This window comes from Kitasatospora sp. NE20-6 (assembly GCF_045862635.1).
Genome location: NZ_BPRL01000010.1, coordinates 77,315 through 97,582, shown reverse-complemented (window position 1 = coordinate 97,582; position 20,268 = coordinate 77,315). Strand labels below are relative to the sequence as shown.

21 protein-coding genes are annotated in these 20,268 nt (G+C 74.4%); 4 read left to right on the top strand and 17 right to left on the bottom strand.

All coding sequences use genetic code 11. The features are described 5' to 3' along the window. Positions 1–63: 63 nt before the first annotated feature. The 3 genes from SNE206_RS11280 to groES all read right to left on the bottom strand — a co-directional run bounded on the left by SNE206_RS11280 (position 64) and on the right by groES (position 3,222). On the bottom strand, positions 64–1,065 hold the full coding sequence (locus SNE206_RS11280) for a LysR family transcriptional regulator (RefSeq protein WP_407913150.1): 1,002 nt from the start codon (positions 1,063–1,065) through the stop codon (positions 64–66). 115 nt (positions 1,066–1,180) lie between these two features. After that, on the bottom strand, positions 1,181–2,809 hold the full coding sequence (groL, locus tag SNE206_RS11275) for a chaperonin GroEL (protein WP_407913149.1): 1,629 nt from the start codon (positions 2,807–2,809) through the stop codon (positions 1,181–1,183). Between the two features lie 107 nt (positions 2,810–2,916). Continuing rightward, the gene (gene groES, locus SNE206_RS11270) at positions 2,917–3,222 is read right to left on the bottom strand and encodes a co-chaperone GroES (protein ID WP_014136232.1); all 306 of its coding nucleotides are present in this window, start codon (positions 3,220–3,222) and stop codon (positions 2,917–2,919) included. A 362-nt stretch (positions 3,223–3,584) separates the two neighbouring features. Here groES and SNE206_RS11265 point away from each other — a divergent pair, with 362 nt between their 5' ends. Further along, positions 3,585–4,754 carry a THUMP-like domain-containing protein gene (locus SNE206_RS11265; protein WP_407913148.1) on the top strand — a complete coding sequence of 390 codons (1,170 nt, stop codon included), beginning with the start codon at positions 3,585–3,587 and terminating at the stop codon, positions 4,752–4,754. Here SNE206_RS11265 and SNE206_RS11260 read toward each other — a convergent pair. The 5 genes from SNE206_RS11260 to tsaB are packed head-to-tail and all read right to left on the bottom strand — an operon-like array spanning position 4,736 to position 8,125. Continuing rightward, positions 4,736–5,596, bottom strand: a complete 861-nt coding sequence (locus SNE206_RS11260; RefSeq protein WP_407913147.1) for a polysaccharide deacetylase family protein — start codon at positions 5,594–5,596, stop codon at positions 4,736–4,738. The two genes, SNE206_RS11265 and SNE206_RS11260, sit on opposite strands and share 19 nt — an antisense overlap. A 58-nt stretch (positions 5,597–5,654) precedes the next feature. Beyond that, a complete protein-coding gene (locus SNE206_RS11255; RefSeq protein WP_407913146.1) occupies positions 5,655–5,912 on the bottom strand; it encodes a hypothetical protein in 258 nt (85 codons plus the stop codon). Next, complete coding sequence (gene tsaD, locus SNE206_RS11250; RefSeq protein WP_407913145.1) at positions 5,909–6,988, bottom strand: tRNA (adenosine(37)-N6)-threonylcarbamoyltransferase complex transferase subunit TsaD; 1,080 nt, start codon at positions 6,986–6,988, stop codon at positions 5,909–5,911. Before tsaD ends, SNE206_RS11255 begins: the two co-directional genes overlap by 4 nt. Beyond that, complete coding sequence (gene rimI / locus SNE206_RS11245) at positions 6,981–7,475, bottom strand: ribosomal protein S18-alanine N-acetyltransferase (protein WP_407913144.1); 495 nt, start codon at positions 7,473–7,475, stop codon at positions 6,981–6,983. The genes tsaD and rimI overlap by 8 nt, the downstream gene beginning before the upstream one ends. Continuing rightward, a complete protein-coding gene (tsaB, locus tag SNE206_RS11240; protein ID WP_407913143.1) occupies positions 7,472–8,125 on the bottom strand; it encodes a tRNA (adenosine(37)-N6)-threonylcarbamoyltransferase complex dimerization subunit type 1 TsaB in 654 nt (217 codons plus the stop codon). Before tsaB ends, rimI begins: the two co-directional genes overlap by 4 nt. A gap of 178 nt (positions 8,126–8,303) precedes the next feature. Between tsaB and SNE206_RS11235 the strand changes: the two genes are divergently transcribed. Next, on the top strand, positions 8,304–8,855 hold the full coding sequence (locus SNE206_RS11235; RefSeq protein ID WP_407913263.1) for a hypothetical protein: 552 nt from the start codon (positions 8,304–8,306) through the stop codon (positions 8,853–8,855). Between the two features lie 81 nt (positions 8,856–8,936). Here SNE206_RS11235 and SNE206_RS11230 read toward each other — a convergent pair whose 3' ends face one another. From SNE206_RS11230 to SNE206_RS11205, 6 genes are all read right to left on the bottom strand, one after another. Beyond that, on the bottom strand, positions 8,937–9,134 hold the full coding sequence (locus SNE206_RS11230; RefSeq protein WP_407913035.1) for a hypothetical protein: 198 nt from the start codon (positions 9,132–9,134) through the stop codon (positions 8,937–8,939). Between the two features lie 218 nt (positions 9,135–9,352). Beyond that, entirely contained in the window at positions 9,353–9,856 is a 504-nt protein-coding gene (tsaE, locus tag SNE206_RS11225; protein WP_407913034.1) for a tRNA (adenosine(37)-N6)-threonylcarbamoyltransferase complex ATPase subunit type 1 TsaE, read from the bottom strand. A gap of 42 nt (positions 9,857–9,898) precedes the next feature. After that, on the bottom strand, positions 9,899–11,248 hold the full coding sequence (locus SNE206_RS11220) for an alpha/beta fold hydrolase (RefSeq protein ID WP_407913033.1): 1,350 nt from the start codon (positions 11,246–11,248) through the stop codon (positions 9,899–9,901). After that, on the bottom strand, positions 11,245–12,435 hold the full coding sequence (alr, locus tag SNE206_RS11215; protein ID WP_407913032.1) for an alanine racemase: 1,191 nt from the start codon (positions 12,433–12,435) through the stop codon (positions 11,245–11,247). Before alr ends, SNE206_RS11220 begins: the two co-directional genes overlap by 4 nt. Before the next feature lie 150 nt (positions 12,436–12,585). Continuing rightward, positions 12,586–14,049, bottom strand: coding sequence for an NAD(P)H-hydrate dehydratase (locus tag SNE206_RS11210; protein WP_407913031.1), 1,464 nt, complete (start codon positions 14,047–14,049; stop codon positions 12,586–12,588). Between the two features lie 33 nt (positions 14,050–14,082). Then, complete coding sequence (locus tag SNE206_RS11205) at positions 14,083–14,451, bottom strand: holo-ACP synthase (protein ID WP_407913030.1); 369 nt, start codon at positions 14,449–14,451, stop codon at positions 14,083–14,085. Between the two features lie 151 nt (positions 14,452–14,602). Between SNE206_RS11205 and SNE206_RS11200 the strand changes: the two genes are divergently transcribed. Further along, the gene (locus SNE206_RS11200) at positions 14,603–15,160 is read left to right on the top strand and encodes a Uma2 family endonuclease (RefSeq protein ID WP_407913029.1); all 558 of its coding nucleotides are present in this window, start codon (positions 14,603–14,605) and stop codon (positions 15,158–15,160) included. Between the two features lie 37 nt (positions 15,161–15,197). On the opposite strand, the gene glmS is transcribed toward SNE206_RS11200, so the two are convergent. Further along, positions 15,198–17,054 (bottom strand): glutamine--fructose-6-phosphate transaminase (isomerizing), encoded by a 1,857-nt coding sequence (gene glmS, locus SNE206_RS11195; RefSeq protein WP_407913028.1) that lies wholly within the window; start codon positions 17,052–17,054, stop codon positions 15,198–15,200. 122 nt (positions 17,055–17,176) lie between these two features. Here glmS and coaA point away from each other — a divergent pair, with 122 nt between their 5' ends. After that, entirely contained in the window at positions 17,177–18,172 is a 996-nt protein-coding gene (gene coaA / locus SNE206_RS11190) for a type I pantothenate kinase (RefSeq protein WP_407913027.1), read from the top strand. Between the two features lie 30 nt (positions 18,173–18,202). On the opposite strand, the gene SNE206_RS11185 is transcribed toward coaA, so the two are convergent. Together SNE206_RS11185 and SNE206_RS11180 are read right to left on the bottom strand one after the other, a co-directional pair. Further along, positions 18,203–19,240, bottom strand: coding sequence for a glycoside hydrolase family 26 protein (locus SNE206_RS11185; RefSeq protein ID WP_407913026.1), 1,038 nt, complete (start codon positions 19,238–19,240; stop codon positions 18,203–18,205). A 3-nt stretch (positions 19,241–19,243) separates the two neighbouring features. Then, a complete protein-coding gene (locus tag SNE206_RS11180) occupies positions 19,244–19,975 on the bottom strand; it encodes a hypothetical protein (protein WP_407913025.1) in 732 nt (243 codons plus the stop codon). Positions 19,976–20,268: the final 293 nt, after the last annotated feature.

Below are 20,268 nucleotides of genomic sequence, written 5' to 3'. Positions count from 1 at the left end.
GTCCGGCGCGCCAGGCTGTGCAGAAACGTTTCAGTCGCGCCGCCGAACGGTGAGCGCGGCCCGTCAGTGTGCGGCGGCGACCGCCGTGAGCCGGTCCATCATCAGCTGCACCGCGGGCACGCCGACGAGGTCCGGCAGCGTCAGCGCCACCACCTCGCGCCGCGCCCGCTCCCCCGACGCCGCCACGAGGGGCACCGCCGCGACGCCCTCACGGCGCACCGTCCGCAGCGCCAGCCCCGGCAGCACCGCCACACCCAGGCCCGCCGCCACCAGTCCGACCACGGCAGGGTAGTCGTCGGTCGCGAAGTCGATCCGCGGCGCGAAGCCCGCCTCGCCGCACAGCTCCACCAGATGGCCGCGGCACTGCGGACAGCCCGCGATCCACGGCTCCTCCGCCAGCTCGGCCGGCGCCACCGGCCGGGCACCCCGGTCCGCCAGCGGATGACCTGCCGGGACCAGCACCACCAGCGGGTCGTCCAGCAGCGGCCGCACCACGAGCTCCGACCAGTCGGTCGCCGCGGCCGACGCCGCGGCCTCCAGCGCCGCCTCCGCCCGCGCCTGCCGGGGCGGGGCCTGCGGCTCCGGCACCGGCCCGGCACCCCCGTGCGCACCCGGGTAGCGGAACGCCAGCGCCACCTCGCACTCGCCGGCCCGCAGCATCGCCAGGGACTCCGGCGGCTCCGCCTCCACCAGCGAGACCCGCACCCCGGGCCGGGCGGCCCGCAGCTGCGCCACGGCCTGCGGCACCAGGGTGGAGCTGGCCGTCGGGAAGGACACCAGCCGCACCCGCCCCGAGCGCAGCCCGGCGATCGCGGCGACCTCCTCCTCCGCGGCCGACAGGCCCGCCAGGATCGCGGAGGTGTGCTTCAGCAGCACCTCGCCCGCCTCGCTGAGCTGCATGCCCCGGCCGGAGCGCACCACCAGCGGGGTCGCCACCGACTTCTCCAGCGCCTTCATCTGCTGGCTGACCGCCGGCTGGGTGCAGCCCAGCTCCCGCGCGGCGGCGGAGAAGGAGCCCGTCCGGGCGACGGCGCGCAGGACGCGGAGATGGCGGGCCTCGATCATGCGCCCAGGGTATAGGCGGGCGGGGGTCCGCCCGGCGGGCGGAAACGCCGGAGGCCCGGCCCGCCCCGGACGTGGTGTCCAGGGCGGGGCCGGGCCTCGCGGGGGCTGACAGGTGTCAGTGGGAGTGACCGTGGCCGCCGTGCGCGTGGCCGTTGTCGGACTCCTCCTCCTTCTTCTCCACCACGAGGGTCTCGGTGGTGAGAAGCAGGGCGGCGATGGACGCCGCGTTCTCCAGGGCGGAGCGGGTGACCTTGACCGGGTCGATGACGCCGGCCTTCACGAGGTCGCCGTACTCGCCGGTGGCCGCGTTGTAGCCGTGGCCGTCCTCCAGGTCGGCGACCTTGGAGGTGATGACGTAGCCCTCCAGGCCGGCGTTCTGGGCGATCCAGCGCAGCGGCTCGGCGAGCGCCTTGCGGACGACCGCGACACCGGTCGCCTCGTCGCCCGACAGGCCCAGGCCGCCGTCCAGCACCTTCTGCGCGTGGACGAGCGAGGCGCCGCCACCGGCGACGATGCCCTCCTCGACCGCGGCGCGGGTCGCGGAGATGGCGTCCTCCAGACGGTGCTTGCGCTCCTTGAGCTCCACCTCGGTGGCGGCGCCGACCTTGATGACGCAGACGCCGCCGGCCAGCTTGGCCAGGCGCTCCTGCAGCTTCTCGCGGTCCCAGTCGGAGTCGGTCGAGGCGATCTCGGCCTTGATCTGGCCGACACGGCCGGCCACGCCCTCGGCGTCGCCGGCACCGTCGACGAGGATGGTCTCGTCCTTGGTGACGGTGATGCGGCGGGCGCTGCCGAGCACGTCCAGGCCGGCCTGGTCGAGCTTGAGGCCGACCTCCTCGGAGATGACGGTCGCGCCGGTGAGGACGGCGAGGTCGCCGAGGATCGCCTTGCGGCGGTCGCCGAAGCCGGGGGCCTTGACGGCCACCGCGTTGAAGGTGCCGCGGATCTTGTTCACCACGAGGGTGGACAGCGCCTCGCCGTCGACGTCCTCGGCGATGATCAGCAGCGGGCGGGAGCCGCCGCCCTGCAGGATCTTCTCCAGCAGCGGGAGGAGCTCCTGGATGGAGGAGATCTTGCCCTGGTTGATCAGGACGTACGGGTCCTCCAGGACCGCTTCCTGGCGCTCCGCGTCCGTGACGAAGTACGGCGACAGGTAGCCCTTGTCGAACTGCATGCCCTCGGTGAACTCGAGCTCGACACCGAAGGTGTTCGACTCCTCGACGGTGATGACACCGTCCTTGCCGACCTTGTCGATCGCCTCGGCGATGAGCTCGCCGACCTGGGTGTCCTGCGCGGAGAGGGAGGCGACGGCGGCGACGTCGTCCTTGCCCTCGATCTCGCGGGCGATGGAGAGGAGGTGCTCGGAGACCGCGGCGACGGCCTTGTCGATGCCCTTCTTCAGGGCGGCCGGACCGGCACCGGCGGCGACGTTGCGCAGACCCTCGTTGACCAGGGCCTGGGCGAGCACGGTGGCGGTGGTGGTGCCGTCACCCGCGACGTCGTTGGTCTTGGTGGCGACCTCCTTGACGAGCTGCGCGCCGAGGTTCTCGTACGGGTCGTCGAGCTCGACCTCGCGGGCGATCGTCACACCGTCGTTGGTGATGGTGGGGGCGCCGAACTTCTTGTCGATGACGACGTTGCGGCCCTTGGGGCCGATGGTCACCTTGACGGTGTCGGCCAGCTTGTTGACACCGCGCTCCAGCGAGCGGCGGGCGTCCTCGTTGAACTGCAGGATCTTCGCCATGTTCCCGTTTCCTCAAGGGTGTTACGGACGGACCGTGTGGATGGACCAACAAGCGCGCCCCGGGCCCGGGTCAGTGCTGACGCGGTTCCGGGGCGGGCTGCTGAGGCTTACTTCTCGATGATGGCGAGAACGTCACGAGCCGAGAGGACGAGGTACTCCTCGCCCTGGTACTTGACCTCGGTGCCGCCGTACTTCGAGTACAGGACGATGTCACCGACGGCGACGTCGAGCGGCAGGCGCTGACCGTCCTCGAAACGGCCCGGGCCGACGGCCAGGACGACGCCCTCCTGGGGCTTCTCCTTGGCGGTGTCCGGGATAACCAGGCCGGAGGCCGTGGTGGTCTCGGCGTCGAGCGGCTGGACCACAATGCGGTCCTCGAGCGGCTTGATGGCAACCTTGCTGCTGGTGGTCACGTCCGAGTTCCCCTTCGGAGATTACGGGGTTGTCTAACAGGAAAGGGCGATGTCAGCAGGCCTGCCGTCGCGGGGGTCAGGCTCGCTCGTCGCGTTGGCACTCACCCGGGGGGAGTGCCAGGAACGACCATAGGCCGCGGTTAGCACTCAGTCAACCAGAGTGCCAACGGAGACGCGGGTGTGTCGCGAAAGAGGTGAGCAGTCGTACTCATGCACGACGCACCGGCGCGGCGGACGCGGCGGACGCGGCCGGCGGTGGATCACCGCCGTCGTGCACGGGCTGCCGGCCGCGGTGCTGCTGCTCGGCGCCGTGGCCGCGGGCAGCGGCCGGTGCAACCGACCCGAGCCGCGACAATGGCCGGGTGGAGATCGAATCGTTCCGGGCCCTGCTGACCGACGAGGGCCGCGCCCTGCTCGCCGAGCTGCGCGCCTTCACCCCCGACCAGGAGCTGGCGCTCGCGACCCGGCTGCGCCGCGAGCACCCGGCGGAGCTCGTCCGCGCCGCGTTCGAGCAGGCCAGGCTGCGGCAGCGGGCCCGCGCGAAGTTCGGCGACGACGCCGACGCCCTGTACTTCACCCCGGACGGCGTCGAGCAGGCGACCCGGCGCAGCGTCGCCGAGTGGCGGGCGCAGCGGTTCGCGGCGCTGGGCGTGCGGCGGCTGGCCGACCTGTGCTGCGGCATCGGCGGCGACGCGATCGCGCTGGCCCGGGCGGGCGTGTCGGTGCTGGCCGTCGACCGCGACCCGCTGACCTGCGCCGTGGTGGAGGCGAACGCGGCCGCGCTGGGGCTGTCGGCGCTGGTGGAGGTGCGGTGCTCGGACGTCGCCGGGATCGACGTGTCCGGCTTCGACGCGGTCTTCACCGACCCCGCGCGGCGCACCTCGCGCGGGCGGGTCTTCGACCCGGAGGCGTACTCGCCGCCGCTGTCGTGGGCCGTCGAGGCGGCGCGGCGCACGCCGTTCGGTGCGCTGAAGGTCGCGCCGGGCATCCCGCACGAGCTGGTGCCCGGGGACGCCGAGGCCGAGTGGGTCTCCGACCACGGCGAGGTCAAGGAGGCGGTGATCTGGTTCGGCACGGGCGCCGCCGAGCCGTACCGGGCCACCGTGCTGCCGGGCGGCCACAGCCTCGCCGGGGCGGGGCTGCCCGCGGAGGCCGGGCCGGTCGGCCGGTACCTGTACGAGCCGGACGGCGCCGTCATCCGGGCCCGGCTGGTCTCCGACGTGGCCGCGCAGGTCGGCGGGCGGCTGATCGACCCGATGATCGCCTACCTGACCTCCGACCGGCTGGTCGCGACGCCGTACGCGCACGCGTACGAGATCGGCGAGGCGATGCCGTACAACGTCAAGCGGCTGAAGGCGCTGCTGCGGGAGCGCGGCGCGGGCACCGTGGTGATCAAGAAGCGCGGGATCGCGATCACTCCGGAGGAGCTGCGGCGGCAGCTGCGGCCGAGCGGGCCGCACGAGGTGACGGTGATCATCAGCCGCACCGACCACGGGCCGCTGATGATGCTCGGTCAGCCCGCGTCGATGTAGTCCTCCAGGCGGGCGACCGCGAAGCCCTGCTCCCGGATGCGGCTGAGCAGCTCGCCGAACATCTTCGTCATCGACTCGCCCTTGAGGTCCTTCGGGCCGCGGAAGTGGGCGAGGATGATGTCGCCCGGGCGCAGCTTCTTGTCGGCGGCCTGGTACTGCATGTTGTGGATCTGCATCGACTCCCGCCACAGCACGACCGCGCGCGGGCCGCAGGCGCGGACGGCGGTGCGCAGCCCGTCGCTGTGCGCGCCGTCCCCGTAGGGCGGGCGGAAGAGCAGCGGGGCGGTGCCGTACTGCTCGGTGAGGGCCGCCTGGGCGTCGCACACCTCGGCGTGCTGCCGCTCCGGGGAGACCGTGCTCATCGCGGGGTGGTCGGTGCTGTGGTTGTGGATGTGGTTGCCGAGGGCCTGCAGCGGCTTGAAGTAGCCGTAGTCGCCGCGGACGATGTCGCGGGTCAGGAACATCGAGAACGGCACCCTGAGGTCGGTCATCATCTCGACGAACCGCGGGTCCTTCTCCGCGCCGTCGTCGACAGTGATGAAGACGACCCTGTCGTGGGTGGGCACCTCGCTGAAGACCGGCACCTCGCCGTCGGCCGACAGCTTGACCGGCTTGTCGGCGGGCGCGGCGGGGGCGGCGGGGAGCGGCTGGAGGCCCCACTTCGCCCAGACGGCGGCCGGGTCGGCCGGAGGTGCGGCCGCGGCGGTGGTGCCGGCCGGGCTGCCGGACGGGCCGGTGGGGGCGGGCGGCGCGGCGGGCCCGTGCGGCGGGCCGCCGCACGCCGCGACGGCCGCCAGGAGGGCCAGTGCCCCCGCAACCCGGACCCAGGACCTCTTCGGCACAGCGCGCTCCCCCACCCGCGATCCGGCACCGGATCGTGCGAATTCTCAGAGAGGCACGCTACTCGACATACGTACTGGTGAACGACCAGCGGTGCACGGGTCGCGCGAGCAGCCCGGCCGGCGGGTCGGGGACGGCGCCCGGCTCGCCCGGCCACCACGTGATCAGCAGGACGCGCCCGCCGTCGGCGGTGAACACCTCGCTGCGCAGCGGCGCGGCGGGGCGCAGCGCGGGCAGGGCGGTCTCCCGTACCCAGCGCTCCAGTTCGGCGGCCCGGCCGTCGGCGGCGCGGGCCTCCCACATGTGCGCGCGGGTCACCCCAGCGACTCGTGGGCGTGCGCGTGCACGTCGGTGTGCGGCACGTGCACCTCGGTGACCGGGAGCGAGGAGTCGGCGGACAGGTCGAACGCCGAGGGCGTGCGGTTGCGGCGCACCATCTCGGCGCCGAGTGCGGCGACCATCGCGCCGTTGTCGGTGCACAGGCCCGGCCGCGGCACCCGCAGCACGATGCCCGCCCGGTCGCAGCGCTGCTGGGCCATCTCGCGCAGCCGGGAGTTGGCGGCCACGCCGCCGCCGATCATCAGGTGGTCGACGCCGTTGTCCTTGCACGCCCGGACGGCCTTGCGGGTGAGCACGTCGGTGACGGCCTCCTGGAAGGAGGCGGCGACGTCGGCCACCGGCACGTCCTCGCCCGCGCGGCGCTTCGCCTCGACCCAGCGGGCGACGGCGGTCTTCAGGCCGGAGAAGGAGAAGTCGTAGGCGGGGTCGGCGGCGGTGCTCAGGCCGCGGGGGAAGGCGATGGCCTTCGGGTCGCCGTCGCGGGCGGTGCGGTCGACGATCGGGCCTCCGGGGAAGCCGAGGCCGAGCACCCGGGCGACCTTGTCGAAGGCCTCGCCGGCCGCGTCGTCGATGGTCGCGCCGAGCGGGCGGACGTCGCTGGTGATGTCGGCCGAGATCAGCAGCGAGGAGTGGCCGCCGGAGACCAGCAGGGCCATCGTCGGCTCGGGGAGGCGGCCGTGCTCCAGCTGGTCGACGCAGATGTGCGAGGCCAGGTGGTTGACGCCGTACAGCGGCTTGTCGAGCGCCCACGCGTACGCCTTGGCGGCGGAGACGCCGACCAGCAGGGCGCCGGCGAGGCCCGGGCCCGCGGTGACGGCGATGCCGTCGAGGTCGGAGGCCTTGACCCCGGCGGTCTCCAGGGCGCGCCGGATCGTCGGGACCATCGCCTCCAGGTGCGCCCGGCTGGCGATCTCGGGCACGACGCCGCCGTACCGGGCGTGGTCGTTGACGCTGGAGGCGACCGCGTCGGCGAGCAGGGTGGTGCCGTGGACGATGCCGACGCCGGTCTCGTCGCAGGAGGTCTCGATGCCGAGGACGAGCGGTTCGTCAGCCATTCTTCGGGTCCTTCGAATCGTGCGTGGGGTGGTCGAGGCGCATGACGAGCGCGTCGACGTTCGCCGGCTGGTAGTAGCCGCGGCGGACGCCGACCGGCTGGAAGCCGAACCGCTCGTAGAGGCGCTGGGCGCGCAGGTTGTCGACCCTGACCTCCAGCAGCAGTTCGGTGCAGCCGCGGCGGGCGGACTCCTCGACGAGGTCGGTGAGCAGCGCGCTGCCGAGGCCGGCGCCCTGGAGGCGGTCGTCGACGGCGATGGTCTGGACGTCGCCCTCGGCGCCGACGGCCATCAGGCCGGCGTAGCCGACGACGCGGCCGTCCCCGGTGGTGGCGACGGTGTAGTGGCGGGTGCCGCCGGGGTGCGCCTCGGCCAGCTCCGACCAGTACATGGCGGGCGACCAGGCGTCCTCGGGGAAGAGCCGGAGTTCGAGCTCCATCACCGGCTCGATGTCCCACCAGCGCATCGGCCGGAGGGTGACGGCGGTCATGCCGGAAGCACCGCCTTGTAGCCCGCGGGCACCTGGGCGTCCGGGCGGCGCAGGTAGAGCGGGGCGTTCGGCAGCAGGTCGCGGCCGGCGGCGAGTTCGGCGGCGGCGAACGCGGCGAGCGCGCCGGCCGAGACGTGCGCGGGGCCGGTCGCCCCGGGGAAGGCGTCGGGGTAGAGGAGGGCGCCCGCGCCGACCGAGCGGGCCGGCGGGACGAGGTCGCCGGGCCGGTCGACGGACGGTCCCGCGGTGCGGGTGCCGTCGGCGTCGTACGAGGCCCAGTAGACCTCCTTGCGGCGTGCGTCGGTGGCGGCGGTGAACGCCCCGGCCATGCCCTCGGTGCGGGCCTGGTGGGCGATCGCGTCGAGCGTGCAGACGCCGTGCACGGGCACGCCGAGCGCGTCGCCGAGCGCGGCGGCCGTCACCAGGCCGACCCGCAGGCCGGTGTACGGGCCGGGGCCGACGCCGACCGCGACGGCGGTCAGCGCGCGCTTGTCGACGCCGGCGCTGCGGAGCACCGTGTCGATGGTGGGCAGGAGCAGCTCCCCGTGCCGTCTGGCGTCGACCTCGTAGGACTCGGCGAGGACGGCGGTGCCGTCGTGGACGGCGGCGGTGACGGCGGGGGTGGCGGTGTCGAACGCGAGCAGCAGCACGGCTCCAAGGTTAGAGGGTCGTCCGGCGGTGGCGTCCCGGCGGTACGGGCGGGGGCGGGACGCGGCAGGCCCGGGACGGGAGGGGAACACACCATCGGATCGCCCCTGTCCGTCCGTGCGGACCTGGCACGATGGGGCCCGACACGTGGAGCGAGCGGCGGGAGCGTACGTGGTGAGGATGGGTCCTGGCGTGGTGGTCGCCGGGCTGACGGCGGCGGCGATGGCCGTCGTGACGCTGCTGGCCGTGCAGGCGGACGGCGCCGGGTCGCGGGCCGCCGCCGCGGAGGCGTCGGCCGGTGCCGCCACCGAGGCCGCGCCGAGCAGCGGGCCCGCTCCCACCGCACCGGCGCTGCCGGCCTCCTCCGGTACGGGCTACCGCGTCGTGTACTCGATCGCCGGGCACCGGGTGTGGCTGGTCGACCCGCGGAAGACGCCGGAGCTGCAGGCCTCGTTCGCGGTGACCCCGGGCTCGGCGGAGCCGTCCCCGGGCAGCTACAGCGTGTACAGCCGCACGGCCACCGGGAAGGGCACGGACGGGCGGCAGATCGAGCACGTCGTGCGGTTCACCCAGCAGAGCGGCACGGTGTTCGGCTTCTCGGCCGCGGTGGACGGCTCGACGGAGCCGCCGGAGGCGGGCCTGCGGACGGGCGGGATCCGCTCGGCGCGGGCCGACGGGCAGCTGCTGTGGGACTTCGCGCCGACCGGCACCCGGGTGGTCGTGACGCCCTGAACCGGGCCGGACCGGGCGCCCCGGGCAGGGCCGGCGGGCCCGCCGGGCGGCCGTCCCGCGGCGGCCGGGCGGCCCGCCGGGTCAGGCGGCCCGCGGCGGGGCGGACGGCTCCGGGCGGGCCGGTGCGGGCGCCGGGCGCGCGGGCGGGGTGGAGACGGCTGCGGCGGACGCGCAGGCCGCCAGCAGTGCCCGCATCGGGACTCCGGCCGGGGCCGCGGTCGCGGTCCGCTCGGGCCGGTCCTGCGGCGTGGGTGCCGCAGCGGGGGTGGTGCTCGACATGGGGCGCCTCCCTAGTTAGGCGGACCTAACCTCGGAGTCCATCCCATCACGAGCAGCCGCCGCGCCGCAACACCTTGCCGACACCGTGTCGGTAACCGTCGGCCCACCGCGGCCGGGACGAAGGCTGGGGCGAAGGCCGGGACGCCCGCCCGGCGGAGCGGCCGGGAGCAGGCCGGGGGCGGGCCGGGAGGCACCCGGACGGGTGGTGCGGGTGCGGCTCAGCCCTCGCCCAGCACCGTGAGGTCGGCGCCGCCCCAGCGGGCGCCGAGCCCGGTCACCGTCACGCGGCGCGGGTCGAGGTCGTCGTCGGCGGCCTCGGCGCCGATCGCCCGTTCGATCCGCACCTCCAGGCGCTCGTCGCTGAGCTGCTCGACCTTGCCCTCGCCCCACTCCACGACCACCACCGACTCCGGCAGCGAGACGTCCAGGTCGAGGTCCTCCATCTCGTCCAGCCCGCCGCCGAGCCGGTACGCGTCGACGTGCACCAGCGCCGGGCCGCCGGTCAGCGACGGGTGCACCCGGGCGATGACGAAGGTCGGCGAGGTCACCGCCCCGCGGACGCCCAGGCCCAGGCCCAGGCCGCGGGTGAGCGTGGTCTTGCCGGCGCCCAGCTCCCCGGAGAGCAGCACCAGGTCACCGGGGCGCAGCAGCGCGGCGAGGCCCCGGCCGAGCCGGCCCATCCGCTCGGGGGTGGCGACGGTGAGGGTGAGCTGGTTGCCCATGGCGGTGTCGGTGTCCTTCCGGTGGCGGCGCGCGGCGAGGGGTCAGCGTTCGGGGCGCGGGGCGGGCGGCGGGGCGGCGTGGGCGTGCCCGGCCGCGCGGTGGAGCAGTTCGAGCAGGTGCAGGTCGACCGCTTCGGGGCGTTCCAGCATCAGCAGGTGCCCGGTGTCGGGCAGCACGACGAGCGCGGCCCCGGGCAGGGCCCGGGCGATGTCCTCGCTGTGCGACGGCGGGGTGAGGAGGTCCTCGGTGCCGGCGAGGACGAGCACTGGGATGCCGTCCAGCGCGGCGAGCGCCGCCTTCTTGTCGTGCAGGCCGAACGCCGGGTAGAACTCGGCGACCACGTCGATCGGCGTGGCGTCGAGCAGCTGCTCGGCGAACCTCGCGACCTGCGGGTCGACGTCGTTCGAGCCGAAGGAGAACCGGCGGTAGAAGATCGCGGCGACGTCCGCGCCGAACCGTCGGGTGGCCTCCACGATCTCGACCTGGCGGCCGAGCAGCTTCACGGTGAGGGGGGCGATCCGGCGGAGCAGCTTGGCGCCGATCGGCGGGAGGCCGAGGGTGACGGAGTCCCAGTCGCCGGCGAGGGTGCCGACGAGGGCGACCCCGGCGACCCGCTCGCGGAACAGCTCCGGGTGCTGGTCGGCGAGCGCCATGACCGTCATGCCGCCCATGGAGTGCCCGACCAGCACGACCGGGCCCTCGGGCACGGCCGCGTCGAGCACGGCCTTCAGGTCGCCGCCGAGCTGGTCGATGGAGGCCGGCTCACCGGCGAGGTACGAACGGGAGCGCTCCGAGCGGCCGTGGCTGCGGTGGTCCCAGAAGACCAGCCGCATGCCGTCGCGCAGGGCGGCGCGCTGGAAGTGCCAGCTGTCCTGGCTGAGGCAGTAGCCGTGGCAGAAGACGACGGTCAGCGGCGGGGCGGCGGGGCCGGGCGCGCCCGGGGCGGCGCCCTGGGCGGCCCGGGCGAGTGCGCCGGTGCCGGCGAGCAGGCCGGGCAGGCCGCTGCGGTCGACCGGGCCGCCGCGGCGGCGGGCGAACCAGCCGCGCCGCGCACGGCCGTCCTCCTCGGGCCGGACGGGCGGCTCGGCGCCGGGTTCGGGCCAGCCGGTGCCGTCCAGCTCGACGTAGAGCTCGGTGCCGTCGGGGGCTGCGACGGTGCGCGGGCGGCCGCGCAGCGAGCCGTACGGGGCGGCGGCGTCGAGCTCCTCGCGGGCCCGGCGGCGCATCGACCGGCCGACGGTGAGGCGTTCGATCGCCACGCCGGCGGCGGCACCGGCCGCGACCACGCCCAGGGAGATGCCGATCAGACCGGCGCGGCTGACGCCGGAGGAGGCCGACCCGGCGACCCGGGCCGCCGCGACGACGGGGTTGGTGCCGGCCGGCTCCGTCATGAGGTCCCGGCCCCGGCGGCGCCCACGTAGCGGCGCGGCACCCGGGATCCGATCCGGGTGATGATCTCGTAGCTGAGGGTGCCGGAGGCCCGGCCCCAGTCCTCGGCCGTCGGCTCGCCGTGCTCGCCGCTGCCGAACACCAGGACCTCGGTGCCGACCTCGGGCGCGTCGCCGCCGAGGTCGACGACGAACTGGTCCATCGCGACCCGGCCGGCGACCGTGCGCCACTTGCCGCCGATCTGCACCGGGCCGGTGTTGGAGGCGTGCCGCGGGATGCCGTCGGCGTACCCGACCGGGACGAGGCCCAGGGTGGTGTCGCCCGGGGTCGTGTAGTGGTGGCCGTAGCTGACGCCGTGGCCGCCGGGCACCGTCTTGACGAGGGCCAGCCGGGCGGTCAGCGACATCACCGGGCGCAGCCCGAAGTCGGCGGGGCCGCCGACGTCCGGCACCGGCGACAGCCCGTACATGGCGAGGCCGGGCCGGACGAGGTCGTAGTGCGACTGCGGGAGCAGCAGCGTCGCCGGCGAGTTCGCGAGGTGCCGCACCTCGGGGCGGACGCCCTGGGCCTCGGCGTACGCGACGGCATCGGCGAAGCCGTCCAGCTGCGCCTGGATCGAGGGGTGGCCGGGCTCGTCGGCGGCGGCGAAGTGCGACCAGAGGCCGACGATCTCGACGAGGCCCTCGGCCTGTGCGCGCAGCGCGGCGGCGACGAGGTCGGGCCAGTCGTGCGGCTGGCAGCCGTTGCGGCCGAGCCCGGTGTCGGCCTTGAGGTGGATGCGGCCCGGCACGCCCGTCTCGCGCACGGCGGGAAGCAGCTCGTCGAGCGCCCACAGGCCGCTGACGGCCACGTCGACGTGCGAGCGCAGCGCCTGCTGCCACGGGCCGCCCGGTGTCCACAGCCAGCAGAGGATGCGGGCCTGCTCGGGGCGGATGCCGGCGGCGCGCAGCGCCAGCGCCTCCTCGGGGGTGGCCGTGCCCAGCCAGCGGACGCCCGCGGCGATCGCCTCGCGGGCGCAGGGCAGCGCGCCGTGGCCGTAGGCGTCCGCCTTGACCACGGCCATCAGTGCGGCATCGGTGCGCGCCCCGAGCGCGGAGAGGTTGTCGCGCAGGGCGGCCAGATCGATGGCGGCCTCGGCGCGGACCCCGTTCGTCAGGGCGGCGGTCCCGGTCGTCTTCGCAGTTGTCATCGCGTATCAGTCTCCCAGACCGGCGCCGCTGCCCGGCTCACGACCCCGGCCGGGCACGGCGGTCGTCAGGGGAAGACGCCCGAAACGGAACGGATGGTTCCGCCCCGTTCGGCCGTTCGGGCCGGTACGGAGCGGACGGTTCCGCCCAGGTCAGGCGTTCGGACCGGTACGGACCGCCCGCCAGGCCGCCGGCAGCGCCCGGGCGATGCCGAGGGCGGTGGCGGGCGCGCCGTCAGCGGCGGCCCGGCCCGCCAGCCCGTGCAGGTACGCGGCCGCCGAGGCGGCGTCGAACGGGGAGAGGCCGGTGGCGAGGAGCGCCCCCGCGAGGCCCGAGAGCACGTCGCCGCTGCCGGCGGTGGCCAGCCAGGACGTGCCGGTCGGATTCACCCGGACGGCACCGTCGGGCGCGGCGACCACCGTGGTGGAGCCCTTGAGGAGCACGGTCGCCCGGTAGGCGGCGGCGATCCGCCGGGCGGTCGCGAGACGGGCCGCGGCCAGGTCGTCCGCGGCGGGCGGCGGCCCCCCGTCGGCCCCGGCGAGCAGCCGGGCGGCCTCGCCGGTGTGCGGGGTGAGCAGCACGGGCGCGCTCCGCCCGGCCAGCGCGGACGGGCCGGTCCGGGCGAGTTCGGTGAGACCGTCGGCGTCGACCAGCACGGGCACGTCCGAGGCCAGGGCCTCGCCGAGCACGTCCGCGGCGCCCTCCCCGGAGCCCGGGCCCGCCACCCACGCCTGCACCCGGCCGGCGTCCCGGGGACCGCCTCCGGTCACCAGGGCCTCCGGGAAGCGCCGCACGACCTCGGCGGCGGCCGTGCCCGCGTAGCGCACCGCGCCCGCGCCGCCGTGCAGGGCGCCCGCCACGGCGAGCAGCGCCGCCCCCGGGTAGCGCGCCGACCCGGCCGCGACACCGACGACGCCCCGCCGGTACTTGTCGCTCTCCGCGCCCGGCACCGGGAGCAGCGCCGCGACGTCCGCGTGCTGGAGGGCGGCCACGGCGGGCTCCGGCAGGTCGAGGCCGATCCCGACCAGTTGCACCACCCCGGCGTACGAGGCGCCCGGGTCGACGAGCAGCCCGGGCTTGTACGTGCCGAAGCAGACCGTGACGTCGGCGCGGAGGGCGGCCCCGGCGACCTCGCCGGTGTCCGCGTCGACACCGCTGGGCACGTCGACCGCGACGAGCCGGCCGCGCCGCGGCAGCACCGCGTACGGCTGCGCCTCGGGCCGCAGCCCGCCCCGCCCGCCGATGCCGACGATGCCGTCGAGCACGAGGTCGGCCCGCTCGAACGCGGCGGGGCCGTCCGGCCCGGCGGTCACCCGTCCGCCCGCGGCGCGCAGCGCGGCGAGGCCGCCCGGGTGCGCGCGGCCGGGCGACAGCAGGACGGCGGAGACCCGGGCGCCGCGGCGGGCGAGCGCGGCACCGGCGTACAGCGCGTCACCGCCGTTGTCGCCGCTGCCGGCGAGGACGTGCACCCGGGCGCCGTACACGCGGGGCAGGAGGCGGGCGCAGGTCGCGGCGAGGCCGGCCGCGGCGCGCTGCATCAGGGTGCCCTCGGGGAGGCGGGCCATCAGGGCGGCCTCGGCGGCGCGGACGTGTTCGGCGGTGTGTGCGTGGCGCATGCGGGGCCCTCCTCGGACGCGCCCGGCGGCGCGTCAGCCTTCGGCGATCACTACCGCCGACGCTACGCCCGCGTCGTGACTGAGCGACACGTGCCACGAACGGACGCCGAGTTCGGCGGCGCGGGCGGCGACGGTGCCGGTGACCCGCAGCACGGGCCGGCCGGAGTCCTCGGTGTGCACCTCGGCGTCGGTCCAGTGCAGGCCGGCGGGCGCACCGAGCGCCTTCGCGAGGGCCTCCTTCGCGGCGAAGCGGGCGGCGAGCGAGGCGGTGCCGCGGCGGGCGCCCGACGGCAGGTGCAGCTCGGCCTCGGTGAACAGCCGGTCCGCGAGCTGCGGGGTGCGTTCCAGCGACTCCCCGAACCGCTCGATCTCCGCGACGTCGATGCCGACCCCGATGATCACCCGCGCACTCCTTCACGACACCGTCCGACACCGTCCGATGCCGGGGACTGTACGGCACACTTTCGGGTGAGTACCGCTTCGATCACCCTCCCGGACCGGTCCGTACGCCTACCGTGCGGTGCGGCACCGATCGGCAGGAGGGAGAAGGGCCATGGTCGCCATGCCAGCCGTCGAGCACCCGCTGCCTGCGGACGACCTGCTCCGCGCGTTCCTGGAGCTGGACACCCCGCCGGGCTTCAAGGCCGAGCTCATCGAAGGGGAGATCGTCGTGACACCGCCGCCGGACGGATCGCACGAGACCGCGTTCGCACTGCTCAACCGGCAGTTCATGCGCAGATCCGCGGTCGAGCTCGACCTCGCCGGGACGAAGGGCCTCGTCACCCCGGGCGGCCGGTTCGTCCCGGACGGCACGCTCAGCCCGGTGGGGCACTTCGAGGACAGCGCGCCGTGGGCGGACGCGTCGGGCGTGCTGCTGGTCTTCGAGATCACGTCCACCAACCCGGCCAGGGACCGGGAGGCCAAGCGCCGGGGCTACGCAGCTGCGGGTGTGCCCTGTTACCTGCTGATCGACCGCAGCAGGGCGGACGTGGTGCTCTTCACCGACCCGGAGGACGGCGACTACACCGCGCACGTCCAGGTGTCGTTCGGCAAGCCGCTGGACCTGCCGGCCCCGTTCTCGTTCGCGCTCGACACGGGGCCCCTGCGGTAGGGCGCAGCCGCCGCAGGGGCCCCGTGCCGGACGTCGGCTACTCGACGGTGACGGACTTCGCGAGGTTGCGCGGCTGGTCGACCTCGTGGCCCTTGGCGGTGGCCAGCTCGCAGGCGAACACCTGCAGCGGCACCGTCGACACCAGCGGCTGGAGCAGCACCGGGGTCGCCGGGATGCGGATCAGGTGGTCGGCGTACGGCACGACCGCCTCGTCGCCCTCCTCGGCGATCACGATGGTGCGCGCGCCGCGGGCCCGGATCTCCTGGATGTTGGAGACGATCTTGTCGTGCAGGATCGAGCGGCCGCGCGGCGACGGCACGACCACGACGACCGGCAGGCCCTCCTCGATCAGGGCGATCGGACCGTGCTTGAGCTCGCCGGCGGCGAAGCCCTCGGCGTGCATGTACGCGAGCTCCTTGAGCTTCAGCGCGCCCTCCAGGGCGACCGGGAAGCCCACGTGGCGGCCGAGGAAGAGCACCGACTTCGCGTCGGCCAGCGAGCGCGCCAGCTCGCGGACGGGCTCCATGGTCTCCAGCACCTGCTCGATGGCCCTGGGGGCGTCGCCGAGCTCGCGGATGATGCCGACGATCTCGTCGCCCCACTTGGTGCCGCGCACCTGGCCGAGGTAGAGCGCCACGAGGTAGCAGGCGACCAGCTGGGTGAGGAACGCCTTGGTCGAGGCGACCGCGACCTCCGGGCCGGCGTGCGTGTAGAGCACCGCGTCGGACTCGCGCGGGATCGTCGAGCCGTTGGTGTTGCAGATCGCCAGCACCTTGGCGCCCTGCTCGCGGGCGTGGCGCAGCGCCATCAGGGTGTCCATGGTCTCGCCGGACTGCGAGATGGCGACGACCAGGGTGCGGTCGTCCATGATCGGGTCGCGGTAGCGGAACTCGCTGGCGACCTCGACCTCGCAGGGGATGCGGGTCCAGTGCTCGATCGCGTACTTGGCGATCATGCCGGCGTGGAAGGCGGTGCCGCAGGCGACGATGACGACCTTGTCGACCTCGCGCAGCACCTGGTCGGGGATGCGCAGCTCGTCGAGGTGCAGGCGGCCGTCGGTGCCGATGCGGCCGAGGAGGGTGTCGGCGACGGCCTTCGGCTGCTCGGCGATCTCCTTGAGCATGAAGTAGTCGTAGCCGCCCTTCTCGGCGGCGGAGGCGTCCCAGTCGACGTGGTACTCGCGCACCTCGGCCGGGGTGCCGTCGAAGTTCGTCACGAGGACGCCCTCGCGGCGCAGCTCGACGACCTGGTCCTGGCCGAGCTCGATCGCCTCACGGGTGTGCGCGATGAAGGCGGAGACGTCGGAGGCGAGGAAGTTCTCGCCCTCGCCGCGGCCGACGACCAGCGGGGAGTTGCGGCGGGCGCCGACGACGACGTCCGGGGCGTCGGCGTGCACGGCGACGAGGGTGAAGGCGCCGTCCAGGCGGCGGCAGACGGCCCGCATGGCCTCCGCCAGGTCACCGTCGTAGGCCTCGCCCAGCAGGTGGGCGACGACCTCGGTGTCGGTCTCCGAGCGCAGGGTGTGGCCGCGCCCGGCGATCTCGGCGCGCAGCTGCGCGAAGTTCTCGATGATGCCGTTGTGGACGACCGCGACCTTGCGGTCGTCGTCCAGGTGGGGGTGGGCGTTGGCGTCCGTCGGACCGCCGTGGGTGGCCCACCGGGTGTGGCCGATGCCCGTGGTGCCGGCCGGGAGAGGGGTCTCGGCCAGCGACTTCTCAAGGTTGGCGAGCTTGCCCGCCCGCTTGTCCGTGGCGAGGCTCCACTGCCCGTCGAGCCCCTGGGTCTGCACGGCCACACCGGCGGAGTCGTACCCGCGGTACTCCAGCCGTTGCAGACCTGCGATCACTACGTCGAGGGCCGTCTGGGACCCCACATATCCAACGATTCCGCACATGCGTGCCAGCATATGCGGCGTTCCGTTCACGCAGCCCACGCATGCCGCTCACCCCGGCCACGCCGTCCGGCAACCGCGCGTGACCGACACCACAGCACCCGCCGGGGCCGCTTCGGCCCACAATGGAGGATGTGCTGACCGAACTCTGTACGCGGGGCGCCCCCACCCAGGCGCCCACCCCCTCCCCGTACGTGGATCTGGACCGGGCCGAGTGGAGCGCTCTGCGCGAGCGCACCCCGATGCCCCTGACCGCCGAGGAGGTCGAACGGCTGCGCGGCCTGGGCACCGCCCTCGACCTCGACGAGGTGCGCGACGTCTACCTGCCGCTCTCCCGGCTGCTCAACCTGTACATCCATGCGACGCACGAGCTGCGCAGCACCGTCGGCACCTTCCTGGACACCCCGGACACCGAACGCATCCGCACGCCGTTCGTCATCGGCGTGGCCGGCTCGGTGGCGGTCGGCAAGTCGACCACCGCGCGTCTGCTGAAGGCCCTGCTGGCCCGCTGGCCCGAGCACCCCCGGGTGGAGCTCGTCACCACCGACGGCTTCCTGCTGCCCAACGCCGAGCTGCGGCGCCGCGGCCTGATGGCCCGCAAGGGGTTCCCCGAGTCGTACGACCGGCGGGCCCTGATGCGCTTCGTCGCCGACGTGAAGGCCGGCAAGGAGCGGGTGACGGCCCCGGTCTACTCGCACCTGGTGTACGACATCGTGCCGGACCGGCGGCTCACCGTGGAGCGCCCCGACATCCTCATCGTCGAGGGCCTGAACGTGCTGCAGCCCGCGCTGCCCGGCAGCGACGGCCGCACCCGCCTGGCCGTCGCCGACTACTTCGACTTCTCGATCTACGTCGACGCGCGCACCGACGACATCGAGACCTGGTACCTCGACCGCTTCCGCAAACTGCGCGAGACGGCGTTCCAGGACCCGAGCTCCTACTTCCGCCGCTTCACCGAGGTGCCGGAGGAGGAGGCGATGGACTACGGCCGCCAGGTGTGGCGCACCATCAACAAGCCCAACCTCGTGGAGAACGTCCTGCCGACCCGCGGCCGGGCGACCCTGGTGCTGCAGAAGGGCGGCGACCACAAGGTGCGCCGCGCCCTGCTCCGCAAGCTCTGACCCCGGGTGCGGCGCCGCCGTCCGCCCGGTTCAGGGTTGCGGTGCCGCCGGCCACCGCCGGAGGGGGAGAGTGGCGATCCCCGACCGGAAGGCCGCGCGGGCCTCGGGGTCGGCGGCGAAGCGGTAGTCGAACTTGCCGCCCTGGGCGACGCTGTGCTCGAACCAGACGAAGCCGAGCATCTGCGGGTGCGCCTTCAGCCACCGGAAGAGGTCTGCGATCCAGGCGGGTTTGCCCGTCCCCGGCCTCGCCCCGGTCTCGGCGATGATCAACGGCTTGGAAGTGATCTTCCGGAGGGCCGCGTAGGTGGGGTCGAGCACCTCCGACGCGGTGGCCTCACCGAAGCCGTACGCATCCATGCCCACCCAGTCGACGTAGTCGTCGCCCGGATAGAGCGGGGCGAGGTCGGCCGTGGTGCCGCGAAGCACGTTCGGGCTCCAGAGCCAGATCACGTTGTCGACCTTCTCGCGGGCGAAGACGTCGTGCACGTGCCGCCAGGCGGCGGCGAGATCGCCGGACCGGTTGCCGTTGACGTTGCTGCCCCAGGGATACCAGTCGCCGTTCATCTCGTGGGCGAACCGCAGCACCACCGGCCACCGCTGGTCGCGCACGGAGCGGGCGAAGCGGGTGATGTAGGCGTCGAAGTCTCCCGAGGTGATCCGCCGGGGCGCGTACCACGGCTGGCTCGCGTCGTACGGAGCGTCCCCCGGCTCCCAGGTGAGCATGGGAACGGCACCCTGGTGGTAGATCTCGCGGACGGTCTCCGGGTCGAACTCCTTCCGCCAGTCGAGGAAGTACTGGAGCATCGTCGGCTTCTGCCCGGCCGCGGCGGCGACCGCCGCCGTCTCCTCGGCCGAGGGCGTCCGGAAGGTGCTGACGCCGAAGTACTGGCCGGCGGAACGCCTGATGTCCGCAGCCGCCGGCGGCTGCACCTCCTGCGCCACCTTGTCGGCCTGGCGGGTCGGCGCGACCTGCATCCGCGGGCCCCCCGCCGAGGAGGAACAGGCCGAGGCCACCGCAACCAGCAGGACGCACACGACAGCGCGCAGCCACCGGCTGCTCATGGTCATCCGTCAGCCCTTGTCTGCGCCGGCGTCCTTGGCGAGGGCTTCGCCGAAGTACGTTGCCAGCTCCTGCCCCGCCGTCCGCGCGATCGGGTTCTGGTCCCCGGCCGACCCGTTGAGCGGTCCTGCCACCGTGAGGTAGACGTAGCGGCCGGTGACGGCATGCGTCGTCGGGCAGGCCACGTTGCGGCAGAACTTGTTGACGCCGTCCTTGCCGTCCAGCGACTGGATCTGCCCCTTGAAGGCGTTCTCGGTCTTGCGCGCCTCGGCCTCGCTCTTGAACACGGCGACGCCCACGGTGATCGCCGTGCTGCCCGAGAAATAGGTGGCCCGCATGACCTGGGAGCAGTTGTTCGCGGTCAGCACGTCACCGAGGCCGAAGGCCGACGCCTTCCAGCACGGGATGTCCGTGATGACGGTCTTCCGGACGTAGTTGTGACCGCCCAGGTCGAAGGCGGCCTTGCCGAACAGCTGGTTGGCGGACACGGCGGGCTTGAGCGGCGCGCTGGACACAGGTGCGGGCGAAGGGGAGCCCTTGCCGGGCGAAGCGCTCGCGGACGCCGTCGAAGTCGGCGCCGGGTCGCCGCCCCGGGTCAGCAGGACCGCGGCAACGGCACCTCCCCCCAGGACGAGGACGCCTGCACCGACGCCCACACCGATGAGGAGGCGCCGGCGCTTCGCCCGCTCCTCGTGCTGCTGCGCCAGCAGCTGCCAGTCGGGCTCGGCGGGCTGAGGGAGCATGTGGTGCACCGGCGGCCACTGGGGCTGCTGGAAGGGCGGAGGGGAGCCGGCTCCCGGCTGATTCCCCCCCTGCTGCGGGACGCCGAACGGCTGCGGCGGCTGTCCCCCTGGAGTGTTCGGCGTCTGCGGTGCACCCGTCCCATCGCTCATGTGGCGGAATGCTAGGGCATTTCCACCCGGCCGAACCGCCCTGCCCGCCCACTGCCCCCTTTGCCCCGGTTCGGGATCGGGGGCCCCGGCCTTCGTGATTCAACCGTCACACGGGCCTTCAAGGGCCACCGTTGGCGTCCTAT